Source organism: Enterococcus sp. DIV0561 (assembly GCF_050539875.1).
GTDB classification, from domain to species: domain Bacteria; phylum Bacillota; class Bacilli; order Lactobacillales; family Enterococcaceae; genus Enterococcus; species Enterococcus faecalis.
In genome coordinates, this window is record NZ_CP172927.1 from 1708216 (window position 1) to 1728277 (window position 20062).

Here is a 20062-nt window from a genome sequence, read left to right on the forward strand (position 1 = left end):
CGGAACAATATCCTCACTCTCTTTCACTATTACCATGACTTTTGTGTCAGCTTGTGCGTCAGTTGTCTTGTCTTCAGCTTGTGCTTGAATTGGCAAACCGAGAATAAAGGCAACAAACAATAAATCATAGATAAACCATTTCACAGCTATTCCCTCTTCCCTTACGGTTGTTGCTTCTAAGTTCCAAATTAACTGAGCTTCATATTTATCAGCAGGTGTGACTTTTGAAATAGTTAATGTGGGCAATAATTGTAATTTCGTCAAAACTTTTTTATTTTTGATAGATTGGTTACTTACGCCAACTACTAATTGTTGCTCATCGTTAACCATGATATTTTGCTCAGTTGTTACATAATCGACTGACTTTGGATTTAGCGTGAGATCAAGCCCTGCGTCTTTCCACGCTTGTGTTTTCTGATCATTTAAATTATAGGCTACTTCAAGCTGCCAGCCAGTTGTCCGATTAGGGTCCCCCGTATCTTCAATGTTCATCTCACAACTTTTTAATGTCTGTGTTTGATCTTGGCCATTAAATTTTACGTTCTCAAAAGGCATTAGTTGTTCAGATAAGTGATAAAAGTCTAAACGATTAGAGTAATAGTAGGTCCAATCAACGGTAATACTTTTACTAAAACCTACTATTTTAGAGATATCATAAGTAATTCTATAGACGCCCGCTACTTCATCGTTTACCTGATCAGGCGTATAGCGAATCGTTATCTTGCTATAAGGAATAGACTGCCCATCATTATCTGTTGCACTATCAAAAAGACGCTTTGGATCGAAGGGCGTTCCCACAGAAAAGCTGCCGTTATGTGCACCAATATGAGCTGAAGAGGGAATGACTTCTAGTGTAGTCTGCGCCTCTAATCCTAGGTATTTATAATCAATTTCATATTTACCAACCACTTTTGTATCCACCGTATCTACTGGAACCTTTTGCTCTCCGTCCATTTTATATATGGTGACACTTACGTCTCGAAAATCACCTTTTTTACCGTCTGGTGTTTGTAGGCTAGTCACTTCACTTTCTGGTTGCCATTGAGTATATTGATAAATCGTATCTTGAGATTTAACTTTAATTTGCGCTTGATCAATGTGTACAGCTAAACTTTTCTCGTTTGAGTAGCTTTTAGATGTATCATCAACATCAAGAATTCTAAATGTTAATGTGTAATCTCCTGAAGTTGGTAAAGCATCTGCTAAACAGTTAAAACTAACGCAATCATCTGTGACTGGTAAATTTTTTAAATCTTGCTCCCCAATTTTATGAAAATCAGTTTGGGCAGCACCTGAAACTTTTTCTTCAATCTGAACTTTTCTAGTTGTCGGAGCCTTAACGGTTAGTTCTACTGGTATCTTTTGTTGCGGGTGAAATGTTGTTTGACCTTTAACAAAAGCTGCCCTTTCTAAACTTGGCACTTGGTATGGATCTGTTGTGACGCGCATATATGTTTTATCTGTGGGCTCTGAAGAATCCGTTCCTGGCGGGTTGACTAACGGCAGCCCACAACCATCTTTGCCACTAAACAAATAAGTTGTTAACCCGTTTTGTTGTTGTGAAGTGACATTCACATTGGCCTTAGGATCAACTGTGTGAGTATGAAAATTAACTACGCGCGCAAACCGTTGAGCAACATACCCATCTGTCCAATTAAGCGGATTGTCTTGTCTTTGGTTCATCGTAAACTTTGGTGATAAAAAATCCCCTGGTAACATCGTTTTGCTTTCAGGTATTTCAGGATATTTAGAGGCATCTTGGGTATTGTAATTGGATAATGGATTGTCTTTATCGCCGCTGTCCCATGGCGAGATATAAGAAGACCAAGTAGCCACTTTTCCGGTGATTCCAGTGATAATTTGATGATTCAAATTATTTGGATCATGATTTGCTGCTGCCGCTAAACTTGTCGCACGTAACCACATATCCGGACTAAGCAATATCCAATTATGATTAACCGTATTCGTTGTATCTGATTCGTAAGTTCGACCAAAAAAATCTGCCGACAACGAAAATTGATCACTTTCAGTGCCATCCGACAAAACATTTGATACTGGTAAGCGATGTTTCGTTAAATTTTTATTGAGGGAATAATCCTTTGAATCGCCATCCTTCATTAAAGTAGCTACATCTAAATCAAAATGAAGTTCAAATTTTATGGCCGATTTGTCAGGTTCATTTTTCCAAATTTCATAAAGTTTAGTAAAAGAAAAATTAATAGTGTCCCCACGTTCACAAAACATCACCTGATGCTCAGTATCAATTCCGCTATAATCTTGATCAGGATCACCCCATCCTGGTGAACCATCTTCTGAAGAACCGTTAAACGTCCGCATTCCTTTTGTGTTAACAATTGGTATCTGTGTGTTTTTTTCTCCACTAATTGAATAAAAATTTTCTGGATTATCCGCATAAGCCTTGTCATAAGCCGCTTTAAAATTATCTGCACTTATATTTTCTGGCAAATGAAACATCAGTCCATATTGCATTCCAACAGTACCAAAAGAAAGAAACTTCAATGCTTCTGTTTGAGAAGTGTCCACTGTTCCGTATAATTTTACGTGTAATTTTCCTCCAAATGATCCATCAGGACCACCACCCCCGTCATGGCTTATCTCCATTCCATAAGGTAAATCAGTTCTCAAATCAATGGCTATCCCTCCCGCTTGATAGAGCGAAGCTGCCTCGCATTCTTGAAAGTGCAAGCTCAAAAAACAAGAAATCGATACCAATAGTAGACAAGAGTAAAAGAAATAAGCAATGCTTTTTTTTCTTTTGTAGGTTGGCATTTTAATTTTTAATTGTTCGTTGATTTTTTTCATTGCTTACTCACCTTGACCTTTTTTGGAATTAGAAACTAAATAATAATTATTCTAACTACTGCTAGCTTATCAACATTGAAATTGCTTTGCCACACACAATTAATGTATAAGGCTGTACATTAATTGTGATGGCCGCTTCTTATTGCGCTTGTGTTAACATATCAATACAAAAATTTAAAGAAAGTAGACTACAATGAACCTAAATTTTACTTTTGGAGGTCCATAACATGTTTCCATCCTACCTAACGAATGAGCTAGAAATTTTATTTTATATAGTCAAGCGAGCTCATACGTCGTTAAATGAAATTTCTTCCAATTTAAAAATTTCAAAAAGAACGGTCAAGGAAAATCTGATAAAAATAAATCAAGAATTCGAGGATACTTATCAAATCCAACATTTTATTGTCTCTAACAATAATGGCATTGTTTGTGTAAATCCAGCGTACCGAAAAAGCGCGGTCGAATACGCCTACACGTTAAAACTCAATCTTTTAAAAAACAATGTACAATTTAATTATTGCGTACAATTAGTCACACATTCTTCCATTGATAAAAACGAATTAATTAAAGTTTTATATATTTCTGAACATTATCTGGTAAAAATCACGAAACAACTGAATAACTTTTTTAAAATTTTTGATATAGTAATCGTTAGTATTAAGGGTATTTATCAATTAACTGGCAATGAATTATCGATTCGAGTGTTTTCTTTCATTTTCCTACAAGATTCCTTTCAAGAATTGGCTTGGCCTTTTTCTAAAATAAGTCTTGAAGAAATAAAAAAAAGTCTACCTGATGCACTTCTTGAACGATCCTATAAAAATGTCCGAATGAAGAAAAGAGCGTTTTATATTTTATATGCGATATTTAAAACTAGAACAAGTGCACAAAACTTCTTAAAGATGCCGCACTCTAAAAACCTGCATTCTTTTTTTATTCTGATCAATCAATACAGTCATGTGACTTTATTTTTTCTTGAACACTCCTTCGCTGACATTCAATGCGAAACAAGAAAAACTGAAATTTTATACTTTAATTTTTTATCTCGCATTTTTATCCCTTATATCTTTTCGGAAAAGCAAACGAAACAAATAGAAAAATTATTTATAGAATCTAACCATCCTTATTGTGTCTTATCAAAAAAATTATTTAAGCAAGTAGCCTACTTACTGACAAATCAGCATGATTATCAATACGTTTACTATCTTTCTATTTTTAATGCTTGGTACTTTTTAACGGAGGGCAATTATTATACTTTTTTAACACTTTATTTACCGCAGCCAGAAATTTGTACTCCGTCAGATGTGGCATACTTTAATCGAATAAAAGGAACGGTGGAAAAATTAGTTCACCAAGAAACGCATTTAGAGTTACTCAGTCAACTGCTTTACACATTGTCTGTGTCCGAAAAAAAAGTACAAGTGAGAATCTATTTACAAATTATCAAAGATTTTTATGCAAATTATTTTATTAAAACACGGTTATCCTCCTTATATAATACAAACGCAATCTCTATTACCGAAGACTTCACAAATGCGGATATCATCATCATAGATTCCTTCGAAAAAGCTACTTCTAATCAAGATATTTTCTACTTAGATTCCATTGAAAATGAAGAAAGTTGGCATGAGCTTACAGAATTTATTCAACAAAAATATATGGCTAAACTTAATGTTGGCTTATAATTGTGAGTTTTCTTAAAAAGAGCAAATTTGAAAAAAAAAATTAGAGGTGTATACTAGCAGAGGAATAATTTTTTAGCTTTTAATAAATTTTTAAAGAAGGAATGTTTTGTGAAATTATCTATCAAAAAATTTTTTGAGGTCTTCTTAGAATCGTCTTGGGCGTATAGTCGCCCTATACTAACTTTTGATACAAGACAGAACTGGTTTGCCCTTGTTCTTAGTATCATTATTGCAAATGCTGTTGGTGCTGTTCTAACAATAGTCTTTCCTTTCGCTTTTGTTTTAGTAAATGTTGGTAGCTTTTTGGGCACTGTAATTTGTGTCTTACCACGACATGGCTCTCCACAAAGAAGTGCCATAAATGGTATTTTAATGATTTTTATTGGTGCCAGTCTGGGGATACTTTTACAGTCGTCAAGTATATTCATTATTTTATTATTCGTCCTTGGTTTGTATTTTTCAGGGATTGTGAGAAACTTTAGTATTGGTCTGTATATTCGATGTCTCTTTGGGACCATTTCTTTACTAGCTGGTGCGCAATTAAAAGGCAATTTGTCTATTGGTCAATCTTTTGAAGGTCTGGGTGCAATAATTTTAGGTATGTCCATCCTTTGTTTAATCTATTGTCTTTATTCTAAGCCGCAAAATAATGAAGCACGAAAATTAGTAGCCGATTTATATGAACAATTATATTTATTAGCACAAGGAAAACCCGCACGCTATGTCCATTTCAGAATAAAAGTACGCGAATCTGTTGAAACAATGCCATGGGTCAATCATCAAAAAACACCATGGATTTATCCCTTGGTTTCACAAGCAGATGCAATTGCAGGCTCGTTAGATTCAACCAATGCAGCTGAAAATCTTCCTGCTTTAAAAGCAATTCTACTCTTTTTAAAAGGAGAACAATTAACCTTTCCTCTTCAAGAATTTGCTTTAGCAAACACCGAAATAAAATCAGCAATCCTTTTGATACAAAACAAACAATCCTTTAAAAAAATCTCATTTAAATCTTTCTTACCCACAAAAGAAGGACTTGCAGAAGCCAAAGAGATTCTTCATTCTTACAAAGGCAGCTCTGCTAGATTCGCAATTCGTTTAGCTTTAACAGGTTTAGTTTGTCATTTTTGTTCGCTTATTCTTAATTACATGTACCCTTTGCCTTTAGCTAATCACGAATTCTGGGTAGTTATTTCTGGTTGTTTGATGGTTATGCCAGGGTATCATGGTACACTCGGCAAAATCACTTCAAGAACTATTGGTTCTATTTTAGGTGGTTGTTTAGGCATCTTTTTGTCTCAATTAATTGCTAACTTAACAAACCTAAATCCTTTATGGCCAATGTTATTGTCTTGTTTGCTAGTTATATTGTATGAAACCGTCCGTAAATTAAGTCAAGCATTTCTAATGCTAAGTGTGACCACTTGGTTAACTTTCACATTAGGTGGTAGTTCTGCAGGCTATACAAGAGTTTTTGATGTAATTATTGGTGCGCTTATTGCTTTTGTTATGTTTTTTATTTTCCCAACATGGCATAGTCAAGTATTACGTAAAAATATCAATAGTTGGTCAAAAACGATCAGCTCTATTTTGCTAGCGTTAATCAATGAAGAGACCACGTTGCCTAGTGATGCTTGGGTACTAGCTTATCGGGTACAACGTAGAGTAAACTATTCTATTCAAGAAATTGTTCTTGAATCTCCTATTTATAGTAACGATGCCTCTGCTGAAAGCTTAATGCAACAAAAACAACTAAATGATCAACTGTTGGAAATGCAAACTGCTATGGAAGAGCTTCTTTTAGAACTTATGAAAACACAACACTACTTAAAAAAATTAGCACCAGTTAAGCCGGACACACTAAACACTGAGTTACTTAACTATTCACAGCAAATACTTTCACTCACGAATCCCCAAAATAATCGACTAATCAACCAGTCCAAACAATCCATTTATTTTCCTCAAATTGAACAATCACTGGTAATCTTAAAAAATTCTACAGCTAATTTCTTTTTAGCAAATATCAAATGATTAAATAGACAAAAAGCCTAGGAAAAATCCAAAGGGAATTTTTCCTAGGCTTAAAAGTTGATAATCTACTGGCAGAGTAATCAATGAAAACAACCGATCTAATCGAGCAGAAAACTTGGTTTTTATAACAGAATACCCCTGTCCTGACTCCGTTACACCGACTCAATTTTATAAACTTATCTGTCTAACATTCACAAAAAACTTTTTTTTCAGTTTCTGTGAGGATATCATTCATTCGGCCAGATTTAAATCCTTCTAAGTCAAAAGTTACATAATTAAATCCTTGTTTTTTAAGATAATCTGCAATTTTTTCTCTGTTTTCTAATAACAGAGAAAGTTTGTCTTCTGGAATTTCAATCCGTGCTAAATCATGATGTGCTCTGACACGGACAATTGGAAAACCTATTTCCTGTAAATATTTTTCACTAGCAAATATTTGATCAATAGCTGAGCGTGTTAACTTAATGCCATAAGGAATTCTTGAAGCAATACTACATGAGGCAACTTTACTCCAATTGGAAATACCTGCGTCTTTAGCAAGTTGACGTATTTCAATTTTATATAATTTAGCTTGTTGTAGCGGACTGATGACCCCTTCTTGATCTCTTGCTCTTAATCCAGGACGAAAGTCAGTATTATCATCCATAATCATCCCATCGGCCAGAACATCAAATCCCTCTTTCTGAATAGCCGAACGAATAGTTTTATATAATAATTTTTTACTGTAGAACCAGCTATTAGGGTTATTTGCAACAATTCTATCATCCGCTAATTCGCTCATTTCAAGGCCTAACACATTTGCTCCCAACTCATTAGCTAAATCGACCGCTTTATCAAACTCATCATCAGAAAATAATTCTGAATTTACAACAATCGCAAGTACATTTTCAGCACCTAAAGTGTCCAAAGCTTTTTTTAGCAAGTAAGAGCTATCAATTCCACCTGAATATGCAACAGCCAACTTATCCATTTTTTGTAATTCGCGAACTAAATTTTGTTCTTTCGTTTTCATGACAGACATTTAAACCATCTCCTATTGATTTTCTTTTACATAATTAATTATAGACATCTCCACATTAGAAAAAATCACGATTCATAGTATCAATTATTGTCAATATTTGTACACTTAATACCGTTTTAAATGTTGTAACAAGTTAGCATTGGCTTCTATCTCTTCCTTTGAGTACCTTGTCACAGCCGAATCAAACAATAAAATGGAATCAGCTTCCTCGCAAATACTCAAATAGTCATGGGTGGAAAGGATAATTGTTTTACCAAGTTGATGCAGATTTTTTATTATTTTTTTAAATAATTTTTCCGATTCTTTTGTCAACCCAGCAAACGGCTCATCTAATAAATACACGTCTGGATTCATTACTAACAGACTAGCAAAAGCCACTTTTTTCTTTTCTCCTCCCGATAATTGATAAGGTACTTGATTGCTTAAATGGGTAATTTTTAATAAATTCAAACAATCATTAATTCTTTTTGCTGTTTCATGCTCGGATAGTTGGAGCTGTCTAGGGCCAAATGCCAATTCGTCATAAACTGTCGCATTAAATAATTGTGTGTCCGTCTCTTGAAATAATATACCCAAATGAGCATAATACTTCTTTTTATGAATAGGGTCTTTTTTCCAGGCCGTTAATGATTGTTCCATAAAATAAATCGTTCCCTCGGAAGGTTTTAAAAAACCTGCGAGCAAATTTAAAAAAGTGGATTTTCCACTGCCGTTATCTCCCATCAAAACCAGATATTCTCCTCTGGCTATTTCCAAATTACAAGGCGAAAAAACAGGCTTCGTTTGATAGCGATAAACCAAATGATTTACTCGATACATATTAGTTCCTCCCTAAATAAAGCAACCCCCCGAAAAATAAAAGATAGGCAATACTAACCAAAAAATCTTTCGTTTTTAATGGTTGCTTTACTCGATAATATTGACCAGTATATCCTCTTGCTTCCATCACCATGTCCAACTTTTCCCCATACGTAAAAGATTTTATAGAAATAAGACTGATTAAATTACTACCCGTACTCAACTGGATATTCCCACCAACTGCTCTAGCTTCTACAGCGGCAAGCAGTTGGTTTAAGAAATTTCCAAAGAAAAAGATATATTTAATCGTAATATCTAATTGTAAAAGTATTATATTCGGAAAATGAAAGATTTTTAATGCTGCTATAAATTGATTCATGTTGGTTGTTTCCATATATTGACTAATCGCTATGGCTAAAAAAAACAAATGAACAATAAATAATAAACTAAATTGACCTAAAAAAAAGATCGGTAAATAGATAATCAGCGGCATCAAAATGAGGATACTAGCTTTTTTGACAATGTTTCGTAGAATAGTTGGTTTTTCAACTAAAAGTAACATGCCTAGGTAGATGCCTAAGAGCCACAAAACAAGAACTTTTTGTGTAGTACTGATTAAAACAATTAGTAAAAAAGTACTGATCAGTTGAATTGCTGGGTGTATATCGCTGAGAATAGTCTTATTGCGTTTCCCACTCACCTGAAATTTATTTAATAAAAAAAGGATTCCTTTTCGATTTTTAAGCATAAAGGTTTCTTTTTTATTAGGTTCAAAGGACGCGGAAGATTCTTTCATCCATTCAGGCATCAACTTTGCCTTCTTCCATTAAATAAACGAAAAATGAGTAAAAAAACGATTATGGCTGTTACGCCACTTAAAATATACCCAAGTGCTAATGGCAGTCCTGGAATAAAGTAATCACTGAAAAGTGCATGAAATGAAAAACCATTCACCATACCTTTTGGTTGTACCGCAGGCAAATGATTCTGTTTTAAATTCTTGACTAATTCAGATAAATCCCATTCACCCCAAGCGGTGGCATGATCAATCAAACCTAATGGACATAAAATTACCATGACCAATAACAGTCTCTTTAATCGCAACAACGGAGTCCTTTTCTTCTTTTCTTCGATAAAAATTGCATCTTTTGACACACTTTTTACAAAATTATAGACACACACGGTGAAGAGACCTTCAACAATTCCTATTACTAACAGATGGACACTCATCATTGCTGGTATAGTTATAGAAAGACCATATGGGTTATAAAGTGGGGTACCATTCGCTTCATGGAATAGTAAGGGTTGGATACCTAATAATACAGAAGTAGAAAGTGCCGCAACATTTACACCAAGATACCCAGCTAAGAAAAGACCCATTGTTTCAAATTTTTTTACACGCGTAACTAGCTTATAAACTCCATATCCCACGAATGGCATCACAAACGCCATAGAAAAGGCGTTTGCACCAAAAGCCAATATACCACCATCACCAAATAAACAAGCCTGTAATAGTAAAGCCACCGAAACAGACAGCGTCGCGGCCCAAGGTCCCATCAATAATGCGATGAGAACAGCCCCAACAGCGTGCGCAGTTGTTCCACCAGGTACTGGCAAATTAAACATCATTATTAAAAATGACAAGGAGGAGGAAATCCCTAACATGGTCCCTGTATCTTTTTTTAATTTAATTTGAACGTCAACTTTTTTTACAGCGCGGTACCAGACAGGTACCATAATCGCGCCCATCACTGCGCAAGTTTGTGGGCTTAAATAATTTTCTGGAATATGCATGTTCGTCAGACTCCTATCTTATCGATCAATATAATCAGCTAAATAACTTTGATCGTAAATCACAATTTTTTGTTTTTTGATATCGATGACTTTTTCCTCTTTTAAATCATGGATAATTCGGTTTACGCTATTTCTCGTTGAAATCCCGCAAAACCCCGCAATATCCTCATTAGTTACTTGAAAATCAATTAATATGCCTTCCTCTGTCTGTACACCAAACAAATCAATTAATTGGTAAATAAAAGTACAAACAGCCCCTTTCTTACCATTCATTGTCATATTCTGTAAGGAACTAATACTCTCCGATAATTTTGCTCGGTAGTAATCCCGTACATAATCTTGAAGAACAGCATCTTCTCTAACATATTCCCAAAATACAGTCCTTGGTATCCGATAAAAGCTAGCCTCTTCCGACTCAATGCGGATATTAAAAGGAGCAGATGTATAATTTGATACTTCATCACGTAACAATGAAATAATGTCAGGAGACACAATATACGACAGATTAAATTCTCGTCCATCCTTTAAAATAATACTCGTCTTAACGACCCCTTTCTTTAATACATAGGTGTACGCTTCCTCCAATCCATGATAAGCGAGATAAGTATGGCGTTTTTTTTTTGATAATCGGCGTCTTCTTTCTATCTAAGAAAGCTGTAAGATAATCTGACTCCATAATTGTCACTCCTTTGACTAAGTTTCTGTTTGATTCGTTAACTATTATAAACACTCTCACCAACCTTTTGTTAGCAAATGTTACCCACAATAAGGACTGTGTGATTTCTAAATTTCATTATACTTAGTCTCGTAAAATATTACTTAGGAGATGATTGCTATGGTAGAAATTAACCTACCTTATGACAAGAAAATGATTACTGCAAGAATTCCCGATAAAAATTTTATTGGGCTTCTCGAATCAAAAGCTGAACATTTTTCAAATCCATATACTGAGAAAGAAACAGTCGAAAAATCGCTGGACAATCCTATTGGAAGCCTTCCATTAGAAGAATTAGCTAAGGGTAAAAAAGACATTGTCCTCATTAGTTCCGATCACACACGTCCCGTTCCTTCACATATTATCACCCCAATTATTTTGCGTAGAATTCGTTCAGTGAACAAAACAGCTAGAATCCGGATTTTAGTTGCTACAGGTTTTCATCGCCCCTCTACACGAGAAGAACTGATTAGTAAATATGGTAAAGAGATCGTAGAGAATGAAGAAATCGTTATGCATATCTCTACTGATGATTCCTCAATGGTCAAAATCGGTCAACTACCTTCAGGGGGCGATTGTATCATTAATCGCATTGCAGCAGAAGCAGATTTACTGCTGGCCGAAGGATTTATTGAATCACACTTTTTTGCAGGATTTTCTGGTGGACGTAAATCTGTTTTACCTGGAATTGCTTCTTATAAAACCATCATGGCTAACCATTCTGGAGAATTTATTGATTCCTCCAACTCACGGACAGGAAATTTAACGGATAATCCGATTCATAATGACATGGTCTACGCTGCCGCTAAAGCGAATCTAGCTTTTATTGTTAATGTCGTTTTAGATGGTGACAAAAAAATTATTGGTTCCTTTGCAGGCGATATGGTTGAAGCGCATAAAGTTGGTTGTAACTTTGTAAAAGAAATTGCCCGTGTCAAAAAAATACCTTGCGACATTGCGGTTTCAACGAACGGCGGATTTCCACTTGATCAAAACATTTATCAAGCAGTTAAAGGGATGACCGCTGCAGAAGCAACCAATAAAGACGGCGGTGTCATTATTATGGTCGCTGGGTGTCGTGATGGTCACGGTGGTGAAGGTTTTTATGAAAATATTGCCAATGTTAAAAATCCAAACGAATTTTTAGAAGCAGCCATCCATACACCACGATTAGAAACCGTGCCAGATCAATGGACTTCGCAAATTTTAGCGCGAATTTTAGTTCATCATCATATAATTTTTGTTTCAGATCTTGTTGATCCTGAGCTTATCACTTCGATGCATATGGAAATAGCAAAAACGTTTGATGAAGCGTTAGAGCGAGCATTTGAAAGAGAAGGTCTAAATGCAAAAGTGACTGTGATTCGAGATGGCTTGTCTGTCATTGTAGAATAATGATCCTTGAGAAATCAGAAATAAGGAGCGTTGTATTATGCAACCGAAAGAAATTTTAGGAGCTTTTAAAGAGGGAAAATTATCTTTAGAAGAAGCAACAAACAAATTAAATGGCTTTTGCGAATTAGACTTTGCAAAAATTGATACGCAGCGTAAAGAAAGAACTGGGTATCCAGAAGTCGTTTATGGGGAAGGAAAAACAATTGAGCAACTCATCAAAATTATCAATAGCTTAAGAAAAGAAAACAATACAATCCTAGTTACTCGCGTTTCACAACAAAAAGCCCAACCTTTAGAGTCGAACTTTCCTCATGGAACCTACTATGAACTTGCACGTTGTTTCGTTATCAACCAAATGGAGACTACAACAAAAAACTATATTGCGATAGTTACTGCTGGAACGTCAGACATGTCCGTTGCTGAAGAAGCAGCAATCACTGCAGAAACTTTCGGGAATCAAATAAAACGTATCTATGATGTAGGCGTTTCTGGCATTCATCGTTTGTTCGCTCACCTAGATGAGATTCAACAGGCTTCGGTGGTTATTGTGATTGCAGGCATGGAAGGCGCACTGGTATCCGTACTCGGCGGACTAGTTAGCGTGCCAGTGATTGCCGTCCCTACTAGCATAGGCTACGGCAGCAATTTTCAAGGGCTGACTGCTCTTTTAGGAATGCTAAATAGTTGTTCCTCTGGCGTTAGTGTAGTCAACATAGATAACGGGTTTGGTGCCGCTTATAATGCAAGTATGATTAATCAAATAAAGGAGTCTTCACTATGAAAAGCTTATTTTTAGAACCATTTTCTGGTCTTAGTGGTGATATGTTAAATGGATTGTTGCTTGACTTAGGCGGGGATTTAAGCAAACTGTTAATCGAATTAAAAAAACTTCCCATCGATGGGTTCACCATTCAAGCCCAACGAATTGCTAAAAGTTGTATTTACGGAACAGATTTCGATGTTCTCCTACAACATGGAAAAAAGGATTACGGTATAAAACACAGTCTCTCTCCTCACCACGAAAATGAACATCATGAAACGAAAGAACATGCACATCATCATAGCCATTCTAGAAATTTAAAAGATATTTATACATTAATTGAAAAAAGCGACTTGTCCAATTTTGTAAAAAAACATAGTAAAAATGTTTTCTATGACATTGCAAAAGCTGAAGCTGCTGTTCATCAACAAACAATTGACACTATTCATTTTCATGAAGTCGGAGCAATTGATTCAATTGTTGACATCGTTGGCTTTTTTATCCTATGGGAACAGTTAGAAATTGAACAAGTCTATTCAACGCCAATTACAGATGGAAGTGGTACTATCACAATTGCCCATGGAGTCATGCCAATACCAGTTCCTGCGGTGATGGAATTACGTAAAGAAACGAATTTAATCATTCAACAAGACTTTGAGATAAAAACTGAACTTGTCACACCGACTGGCTTAGCTATTTTTAAAGAACTTAGTCCTCTATTTGTCGCACCAGAACAACGATTAGTTGAAAAAATAGGTTACGGATTTGGCAAACGGGAAACAGGCAAGTTCAATGCCCTCAGAGGATCAATCTTTACTGAAACACATAGTAAAAAAAAGAGGACAGAACACCATGACCAAGTCTTAAAAATTGAAACAAATATAGACAATCAAACACCTGAACAGTTAGGTTACGTAATGGCTCTATTATTGGAACATGGTGCTCTAGATGTTTTTTTCACGCCCATTCATATGAAAAAAAACCGAAGTGCCATTCTATTAACGGTTTTAACAACAACAGAGGAAAAAGAATATTTTACAGAACTACTCTTTAAACATACTTCTACAATTGGTGTGCGTTTTCAAACAATGGAACGTAGTGTGATGGACCGTTCTTTCAAAATCTTGGAAACACCTTTTGGTAAGGTCCATATTAAAAAAAATCATTATCATGGCCTATTGAAAGAGTCTATTGAATACCAAGATTGTGAACGAATTGCTAAACAATATAATTTTACAATTGAGGAAGTCTATCGCCTCGTCCAAACATTAAATAATAAAACTATTGATTAAAGGAGCTTTATCTTATGTTTCATCATATCTTATCAGAATTTATGGGAACTGCATTAATGATCGTATTTGGGGTAGGTGTTCACTGCGACGATGTCCTAAAACGAACAAAATACGCTGGTTCTGGTCACATGTTTGCAATCACTACTTGGGCTTTTGGAATCTCTGTTGTTCTGTTCGTCTTTGGCGGAGTCTGTATTAATCCAGCAATGGCCCTCGCTCAAGCTATTTTAGGAATGATTCCATGGTCTTACTTCATTCCCTATGTCATCGCTGAAATGTTAGGCGGCATTTGTGGCGCCGTTATTGTTTATATTATGTATGCTGATCATTTCAAGCTATCCGCCGATAGTGTCGATCCAATCGCTATTCGTAATATTTTTTCTACAAATCCGAACCAACGAAATTTACCAAGAAACTATTTTGTTGAAACTTTTGCAACATTCATTTTTTTAACATCTATTTTAGCGATTGCACATTCCTACGAAACACAACTACCCATTGCTGTTGGCTTGCTTGTTTGGGCAATCGGCATGGGGCTAGGTGGTACTACAGGATTTGCAATGAATCAAGCACGTGATTTAGGCCCTCGTATCGCCTATCAACTTTTACCAATCAAAAATAAAACCAATAATGATTGGCAATATGGGTTGATTGTTCCCGGAACTGCACCGTTTTTAGGAGCCATTTTTGCAACACTTTTCGTAAAATTTTTCCTAAAATTCTAATAAACCACTAAATTTCTAAAACAAAAAAATATATAAAATAGAAGCTAGTCTCTAAATTTCTTCTATTTTATATATTTTTATTTTAATCACAAGATTTTTTCTGTGTCTTAGAGAACAATAATTCAATTTATCAGCTTTTCCAATAGTCTAATTAATTTTTAGATAGGAAAGACATCTTGGACTATTTTATTATTGATCATACTAATACATCCAGCCATAGCTTATCGTGTAAGCGGAAGTTAAAATCATAATTAGTCTTGTAGCAAACTTTTGTATTACTTTAAAAATTCAAAAAGTATTTTTTTAAAGTATCGTTTCTAAATCTAGCAGATCTTGCCTAACTAGTAAAATAGAATTGGAATAGTAAAAGCATTGGAAACTAATCAGAAAATCTAAATAGCAATAATGAGCTTCTTAGTTTTTATGCACGTAACTCCTTAGCGATTTCAGGGTTTACAGGAAATTTCGGCATTTGACCATTAAAATAATCAATAATGCTGTTTGCAGCCTCTATACCTAATGATTCAATTGCCTCTATAGTAGTTCCAGCAATATGACAAGTCAATAAACTATTTTTTGCTGTAAGTAGTGGATTGTTTTTTTCAGGAGGTTCTGGCAAAAAAACATCTACTGCTGCTCCTGCAATAAGCTCTTCGTTAAGTGCATCAGCTAAATCTTGTTCATTAATAATGCCACCACGACCTGCATTAATAATAAATGTACTTTTTTTCATGTTTTGAAGTTCTTTTTTTGTTATCATATTCTTAGTTTGGCTAGTAAGAGGCATATTGATTGAAATAAAGTCTGCTGTTTTATAAATTTCTGTTAAATTAGGAATTAACGGTACTGGCGATTTTGTAAGATATGGATCATATGCAACAACTTGGACACCCATCTTTTCTGCTAAGCTAGCTAAAATAATTCCGACTTTGCCAAGACCAAGTATAGCTAGCTTCTTTCCTCGAATTTCACTCCCATTCAAATCATATCGACTGGCCAATGCTGGTAGGGATGACCCTTTCACTGATAGACGCCCTTCCGTAAATAAATGATTAGATTTATATAACTTTCTACTTAAGGTCAGCATTGAAGCCACAACATATTCAGCCACAGAATACGCATTTGCCCCGTCAACATTTGTTACTAAAATACCTTTTTTTGTTGCTTCTACAACATCAATATTATCTATACCTGTGCCATGTCGTGCAATAATTTGTAACTTTTTTCCGCTATCCATTATCTTTTTAGTTATAGGAGTAGTTCGGACTAATACCGCATCTACGTCTCTAATTTCTTTTTCCATGACCTCTTCATCAGTTGAAGGAGAAATTTTAACTAAAAATCCTGCATCCTTTAAAAGCTTAATTGCTTTTTCACTTATTTTTTCACTTAATAATAATTTTAACATACATGCCTCCATAGAACTTTTTATATACATATAAGCCAGTTTGCTCTAACACTTAGAGCCCTTTTTGGTGATTATTCAGTAAGTTAATCCTGGATTGAAAACACCTAATAAAACGCCAACGAGAGAAATAACAACTAAAATAAGCATGGTCCAAATAGCGGAAACATGTTTTTTCGACATCAACCACCAACAAAACAAGGTAACAAGTATCGTTAATAATCCTGGATAAATACTGTCAATTTTATCTTGCAGTTTAAGGAAAACTTTTCCGTCAGCACCTATTAATTTAAAAGAAGTAGTCACATTTACCCAAGATGCAAGGACCCCACCGACAACCATACTACCAATAACTCCGATAGCAACTCTAACGGCGGCTCCTTCTTTCCCAACTAAGAAACTTACTGCTTTATCGCCAAAATGATAGCCTCTAAAATACAAAAAGCGTTGGCCAAAATAGGAAATTAACGTCCAAACAATAATATAAAATATGGCACCAATTGGCGAACCGCCCGTGGACATTCCTAAGGAAATTCCTAACAAGATAGGAATTAAGGTACCATCAACTAATGAATCACCAATCCCTGCAATTGGCCCCATTAATCCTGCCCTCATATCATTAATGGTTTCTCCATCAATTTCATTCTTACTTGCTCTAGCCTCTTCCATACTAGCAGTCACACCAACAATGACCGTTCCAAGCATTGGATTTGTGTTAAAAAAAGCTGTATATGCTTGAATGGCTTTCACTTGGTCTTCATGTTTCGGATAAAGTTTTTTGATAATAGGAAGCATTGAAGAAAGATAGCCGAACGTTTGCATATGCTGTTGTGAAAAACAAGTTAACGCTCCCCAAAACCATAAATGAAAAGAATGCTTTAACGTTTTTTGGTCTAATTTATTGGCTTTCAACTCTTCCATCTCATATGTCCTCCTCTTCGTCATCATTCGTCAGACTTCCTGTTGAATCAACCAGCTTAGTATTGTTTTTAATTAAAGCAATTTTATAAAAAATTACAGCAAAAAGAAGCGCAATAATCGTTATTGAGACTAAATTGAGTTTTAATGAAGCAGCTAATGTGAACCCTACAAAAAAAGGGACAAAATCAATGTTCTTATTAACAATTTGACGTAACAAAATTGCAATTCCCACACACGGAAGCATGCCACCTACAGTAAAAAGCGTTTTCATTGCAAGACCATCCATAGGTAATGCATCTCTCATTGCTGTAACAGCCGTAGCCCCAAAATAGGTTAAAATCACGGTTGGCAAAAAGGAAAAAAGTAGATGAGAAATCCACGGCCAACCAAAATTAATGGCATATAAATGATCAAGCTTGCCTTTTTTTATATCTTTCCAACCAAACGATTGCCAAACTAAATTTAACGCGGCAACAGAATAAAATAATACCGTTCCGATCGTTCCAACTAATGTGCCGACCGATTTAGCCAGGTCGGCTGCAGAGCCGCCAAGTGGATCTAACCCTTTGGTCGAAATCGCCACCATCGCCAAAGGAATCCCGATATATGAAATTGCCCGCACGTCAGCAGACACTGTTCCTCCAGGTGTGACTAAAGCAATGTAAACTAATTGCATCGCTACGCCACAAGCGATTCCTAATTTTAAATCTCCTAAAATAATGCCACAAACTAATCCGCCGACTAAAGGACGCCCAATCGTATAATTTCCCACCGCTTGTCCAGCCATACAAGAATTTGAACACAGACAAGCAAATAGGCCTAAAATAGCCGCTTGTATCCAGTTGATTGTCATAATACTACTCTCCTCTTTTCAAAACTTCTAGAATCAGTAACCAAACTTAGCTTTAAAATGCGCCCAAGAACCAATTCGTTGATCAGGTAACAAGGCAAAATCCACTTTGTAACCAGCCTTTTCAATTTCTTCAAAAGCCGCTGCTTCTTCTGCTGTAAAGGATTGGTTATCCCCCAATTTAATTGTCCCTTCGCGATCATTCCCTGGTCCAACATTAATCATTTTTACTTCACTTGGAACAAAATGCCAATCTACCAAAATTTTTTTCATATCCAAAGGGCTCTTTGTAATCAAAAAGTATTTTGACTTAGACGCTAATACTTTATCCTTTACATCAAAAAAATGCGCCATTGTCCAAATAAAGGTTTTTTTATCTTGTGCAGCTGCTTTATATGCTTCCTTTAAAATAGGGTTACTTGCTGCTTTGTCATTCACAGCTATAATGCCATCACAAGGCATTTCTTTAGTCCAACGTAAAGTAATTAAGCCATGAATCATTCGATCATCGATTCGAACAAAAGAAATTGACATGTTCATCTTCTCCTTTAGATATCCTCTTCAGTTACATCGTCTTCAGTTATAGTTAACTCTCTAATGCCATGACAAGCATCTGCTACTATCATTTTTTTTAAGTCAGATAATTCACTAGTTTCTTTCAATAGAAGCGCATTTAAAGCCATTGGAAAATTCACTCCTCCAACAATCAGAGAATTTTCTAGCATTTTTTGCTTATCTAATACTTTACAAATAGTAGCAAGTGGACTCCCGCCTACAATATCAGCCAAAACGATTAGCCTCGTTTCCTGCGGTAATTTTTCAACCTCATAAAGAAACCGTTTACTAAAATTATCGGTAGATTCACCAGGTTGTAAGCCAAACACTCTGACTGTCTCTATCTCATCGCTAGCAAACATCCCTAATGAATTTTTTAAACCTCTAGCAAAATCGCCATGACTGACCAGAACTAAATAAGTCATTTCCTCTCTCCTTTCTTAACATTTCCACTTCAAAATTTTTTAAATCACCTCTTTTTAAGAGTCCATAATACAACTTTTATAAAATGAAAATACTTGCTTCGTTCGACTCACACTCCTTTGATAGCATGAATGTTTAACAACAGTACCTTTCTAAAATTAAAGTCATTCACTAAAAAAGTTCTAATGAATTTGGCTGTTGTAGCTTGATGACAAGGAACAATGACTTTCTTTATCCATAAAAACATTTAGTTGATTACGCTTAAAAAAATAAATAATATAGCAATTTCCCAAAAAAGTTTCTTTTGAATTGATTCATTTTTTCAACTATTAGGTTAGCAAAGTCCCAACACACATTCCACCCACAATAGGTGTACATAGTTGTACATTATTCGGAGTTAATCAACTCATTTAACCTATGGTAAAATAACTATATATCACTCCAATTTTCTAATTATATAGGTCATTCCAGGTCATCCTCTTTTAGATATAACAAAATGAACTTATATCGAATCTATGGTTTTATGCTCTTAATAAATTAAAAAGTAAAGTAGGGATATTTATATGTCAGCAAAAGAAAAAACGATGAAATATGGATTGGTAGGCCTCTTTTTAGGGATATTGTTATTAGCTCATCTAGATTTATTAGCTGAAAATCTTAGTTATCTTCTCTTAGGACTATTACTTTTACTTGTTGCATATCTAATCTTGGTAAAAAAATTTTATTTTTTCTCAAACTTGATTCCTAAAAATACTACTGATATACATCTAAGTAAAAAATATGGCATGGCTTCTGGCATCGGCAGTTTAGTTATCGGGATTATTTTAATAATTCTGGGACTATTTTTATAGAAAAATAATTACTAAAAT

At 35.1% G+C, this 20062-nt stretch carries 16 protein-coding genes and 2 pseudogenes; 7 read left to right on the forward strand and 11 right to left on the reverse strand.

All coding sequences use genetic code 11. From position 1 onward, the window contains the following. Positions 1–168 precede the first annotated feature (168 nt). Positions 169–2823, reverse strand: a pseudogene (locus IGM13_RS08250) (bacterial Ig-like domain-containing protein); the annotation flags it as partial. 227 nt (positions 2824–3050) lie between these two features. Here IGM13_RS08250 and IGM13_RS08255 point away from each other — a divergent pair. Together IGM13_RS08255 and IGM13_RS08260 are read left to right on the forward strand one after the other, a co-directional pair. After that, on the forward strand, positions 3051–4508 hold the full coding sequence (locus IGM13_RS08255; protein ID WP_002419901.1) for a helix-turn-helix domain-containing protein: 1458 nt from the start codon (positions 3051–3053) through the stop codon (positions 4506–4508). A 108-nt stretch (positions 4509–4616) separates the two neighbouring features. Continuing rightward, a complete protein-coding gene (locus IGM13_RS08260) occupies positions 4617–6539 on the forward strand; it encodes an FUSC family protein (protein WP_002419902.1) in 1923 nt (640 codons plus the stop codon). Between the two features lie 184 nt (positions 6540–6723). Here IGM13_RS08260 and larE read toward each other — a convergent pair whose 3' ends face one another. The 5 genes and pseudogenes from larE to IGM13_RS08285 form a co-directional block, all read right to left on the reverse strand. Beyond that, positions 6724–7560 carry an ATP-dependent sacrificial sulfur transferase LarE gene (larE, locus tag IGM13_RS08265; RefSeq protein WP_086269710.1) on the reverse strand — a complete coding sequence of 279 codons (837 nt, stop codon included), beginning with the start codon at positions 7558–7560 and terminating at the stop codon, positions 6724–6726. A 105-nt stretch (positions 7561–7665) separates the two neighbouring features. Next, entirely contained in the window at positions 7666–8379 is a 714-nt protein-coding gene (locus IGM13_RS08270) for an ABC transporter ATP-binding protein (protein ID WP_002361995.1), read from the reverse strand. 1 nt (position 8380) lies between these two features. Further along, positions 8381–9166, reverse strand: a complete 786-nt coding sequence (locus IGM13_RS08275) for an energy-coupling factor transporter transmembrane component T family protein (RefSeq protein ID WP_010816597.1) — start codon at positions 9164–9166, stop codon at positions 8381–8383. Beyond that, entirely contained in the window at positions 9166–10152 is a 987-nt protein-coding gene (cbiM, locus tag IGM13_RS08280; RefSeq protein WP_002408836.1) for a cobalt transporter CbiM, read from the reverse strand. Before cbiM ends, IGM13_RS08275 begins: the two co-directional genes overlap by 1 nt. Positions 10153–10170: 18 nt before the next feature. Beyond that, positions 10171–10828, reverse strand: a pseudogene (locus IGM13_RS08285) (Crp/Fnr family transcriptional regulator). A gap of 159 nt (positions 10829–10987) precedes the next feature. Here IGM13_RS08285 and larA point away from each other — a divergent pair. The 4 genes from larA to larD are packed head-to-tail and all read left to right on the forward strand — an operon-like array spanning position 10988 to position 15039. Beyond that, the gene (gene larA / locus IGM13_RS08290) at positions 10988–12262 is read left to right on the forward strand and encodes a nickel-dependent lactate racemase (RefSeq protein WP_002357200.1); all 1275 of its coding nucleotides are present in this window, start codon (positions 10988–10990) and stop codon (positions 12260–12262) included. 37 nt (positions 12263–12299) lie between these two features. Continuing rightward, positions 12300–13043 (forward strand): nickel pincer cofactor biosynthesis protein LarB, encoded by a 744-nt coding sequence (gene larB / locus IGM13_RS08295; protein ID WP_002379543.1) that lies wholly within the window; start codon positions 12300–12302, stop codon positions 13041–13043. Next, entirely contained in the window at positions 13040–14314 is a 1275-nt protein-coding gene (larC, locus tag IGM13_RS08300; protein WP_016614696.1) for a nickel pincer cofactor biosynthesis protein LarC, read from the forward strand. Before larB ends, larC begins: the two co-directional genes overlap by 4 nt. 14 nt (positions 14315–14328) lie before the next feature. After that, positions 14329–15039 carry a D/L-lactic acid transporter LarD gene (gene larD / locus IGM13_RS08305; RefSeq protein ID WP_002357197.1) on the forward strand — a complete coding sequence of 237 codons (711 nt, stop codon included), beginning with the start codon at positions 14329–14331 and terminating at the stop codon, positions 15037–15039. Positions 15040–15460: 421 nt separating this feature from the next. On the opposite strand, the gene IGM13_RS08310 is transcribed toward larD, so the two are convergent. The 5 genes from IGM13_RS08310 to IGM13_RS08330 all read right to left on the reverse strand — a co-directional run bounded on the left by IGM13_RS08310 (position 15461) and on the right by IGM13_RS08330 (position 19195). After that, positions 15461–16447, reverse strand: coding sequence for a hydroxyacid dehydrogenase (locus IGM13_RS08310; RefSeq protein WP_224615772.1), 987 nt, complete (start codon positions 16445–16447; stop codon positions 15461–15463). 75 nt (positions 16448–16522) lie between these two features. Then, positions 16523–17392: a PTS system mannose/fructose/sorbose family transporter subunit IID gene (locus IGM13_RS08315; protein WP_002419912.1), complete on the reverse strand. Its 870-nt coding sequence runs from the start codon at positions 17390–17392 to the stop codon at positions 16523–16525. Then, a complete protein-coding gene (locus IGM13_RS08320; protein WP_002357194.1) occupies positions 17367–18218 on the reverse strand; it encodes a PTS mannose/fructose/sorbose/N-acetylgalactosamine transporter subunit IIC in 852 nt (283 codons plus the stop codon). The genes IGM13_RS08315 and IGM13_RS08320 overlap by 26 nt, the downstream gene beginning before the upstream one ends. Before the next feature lie 33 nt (positions 18219–18251). Beyond that, positions 18252–18749, reverse strand: a complete 498-nt coding sequence (locus IGM13_RS08325; protein WP_002357192.1) for a PTS system mannose/fructose/N-acetylgalactosamine-transporter subunit IIB — start codon at positions 18747–18749, stop codon at positions 18252–18254. A 14-nt stretch (positions 18750–18763) separates the two neighbouring features. After that, a complete protein-coding gene (locus IGM13_RS08330) occupies positions 18764–19195 on the reverse strand; it encodes a PTS sugar transporter subunit IIA (protein WP_002419913.1) in 432 nt (143 codons plus the stop codon). Positions 19196–19756: 561 nt separating this feature from the next. On the opposite strand from IGM13_RS08330, the gene IGM13_RS08335 reads away from it, so the two are divergent. Continuing rightward, positions 19757–20044 (forward strand): hypothetical protein, encoded by a 288-nt coding sequence (locus IGM13_RS08335; protein ID WP_002371945.1) that lies wholly within the window; start codon positions 19757–19759, stop codon positions 20042–20044. Positions 20045–20062 lie beyond the last annotated feature (18 nt).

What these genes read in the sequence shown, in the direction of transcription:
- IGM13_RS08255 (WP_002419901.1), top strand. Translation starts at nt 3,051, where the DNA reads ATGTTTCCATCCTACCTAACGAATGAGCTAGAAATTTTATTTTATATA.
- larE (WP_086269710.1), bottom strand. Translation starts at nt 7,560, where the DNA reads ATGTCTGTCATGAAAACGAAAGAACAAAATTTAGTTCGCGAATTACAA.
- IGM13_RS08270 (WP_002361995.1), bottom strand. Translation starts at nt 8,379, where the DNA reads ATGTATCGAGTAAATCATTTGGTTTATCGCTATCAAACGAAGCCTGTT.
- IGM13_RS08275 (WP_010816597.1), bottom strand. Translation starts at nt 9,166, where the DNA reads ATGCCTGAATGGATGAAAGAATCTTCCGCGTCCTTTGAACCTAATAAA.
- cbiM (WP_002408836.1), bottom strand. Translation starts at nt 10,152, where the DNA reads ATGCATATTCCAGAAAATTATTTAAGCCCACAAACTTGCGCAGTGATG.
- larA (WP_002357200.1), top strand. Translation starts at nt 10,988, where the DNA reads ATGGTAGAAATTAACCTACCTTATGACAAGAAAATGATTACTGCAAGA.
- larB (WP_002379543.1), top strand. Translation starts at nt 12,300, where the DNA reads ATGCAACCGAAAGAAATTTTAGGAGCTTTTAAAGAGGGAAAATTATCT.
- larC (WP_016614696.1), top strand. Translation starts at nt 13,040, where the DNA reads ATGAAAAGCTTATTTTTAGAACCATTTTCTGGTCTTAGTGGTGATATG.
- larD (WP_002357197.1), top strand. Translation starts at nt 14,329, where the DNA reads ATGTTTCATCATATCTTATCAGAATTTATGGGAACTGCATTAATGATC.
- IGM13_RS08310 (WP_224615772.1), bottom strand. Translation starts at nt 16,447, where the DNA reads ATGTTAAAATTATTATTAAGTGAAAAAATAAGTGAAAAAGCAATTAAG.
- IGM13_RS08315 (WP_002419912.1), bottom strand. Translation starts at nt 17,392, where the DNA reads ATGATGACGAAGAGGAGGACATATGAGATGGAAGAGTTGAAAGCCAAT.
- IGM13_RS08320 (WP_002357194.1), bottom strand. Translation starts at nt 18,218, where the DNA reads ATGACAATCAACTGGATACAAGCGGCTATTTTAGGCCTATTTGCTTGT.
- IGM13_RS08325 (WP_002357192.1), bottom strand. Translation starts at nt 18,749, where the DNA reads ATGTCAATTTCTTTTGTTCGAATCGATGATCGAATGATTCATGGCTTA.
- IGM13_RS08330 (WP_002419913.1), bottom strand. Translation starts at nt 19,195, where the DNA reads ATGACTTATTTAGTTCTGGTCAGTCATGGCGATTTTGCTAGAGGTTTA.
- IGM13_RS08335 (WP_002371945.1), top strand. Translation starts at nt 19,757, where the DNA reads ATGTCAGCAAAAGAAAAAACGATGAAATATGGATTGGTAGGCCTCTTT.